General features: G+C 57.0%; 1 protein-coding gene. It reads right to left on the minus strand.

The annotated features are described in order from the left end of the window. Positions 1 to 372 (minus strand): hypothetical protein (locus ABEA26_RS36205; protein ID WP_345598343.1); only part of this gene is annotated, 372 nt, incomplete at its 3' end. Positions 373 to 604 lie beyond the last annotated feature (232 nt).

Here is a 604-nt window from a genome sequence, read left to right on the forward strand (position 1 = left end):
GGTCAAGAGGTCGATGTAATCTTGCTTGGTTTGGTTGTGGCCGTAGGTGTTGTGGTTTGCGGCGATCTTTCGACCGTTTGCGTCGAAATACATGGCCGACTCGTAGTCGGAGAGCACTGGATAGCGGGACTTGTAGACCGCTACCACCTGGTCGGCTGAAATGCCAAGCCAAACGGAAACCAGTGCGTCGAGTTCGACGAGAGCTGCACGACGCTCGTACTCCGTCCGGAGCGGGCTGTCGTGGTCCCAAGTGGGTTTGAGGTGACTGGTCAGCGGCTTCAGATTCGGCCACTCCGAGTTCGCCCACCCCTCATACCCTGGCCAGGTTCGGTGAAACAGCTCGGCCCATAGGGGTGCGTATGAGTTCGTCAAGGCATTGAGGCGAAGAGATCGAATGAGGAGGGGGTGTGCTAGAGGGTGGTCGGGTGTGGGAGCAGGTAGCTTACCTGCTTCTGAGGCTCTTAGATTTGATCGGCCAGTAATGCGAAGTAGGTAATCCAAAGGAATTGTGGCCCAAAACCCCGCGTTCAATGTCGTGAGGAGGTTGTTCGCAAACGCCATGGAGTTGACGGCGTCTACATGGGCGGGCCCTGGAGGGATAAGT

Source organism: Streptomyces marokkonensis, assembly GCF_039539045.1.
GTDB classification, from domain to species: Bacteria; Actinomycetota; Actinomycetes; order Streptomycetales; family Streptomycetaceae; genus Streptomyces; species Streptomyces marokkonensis.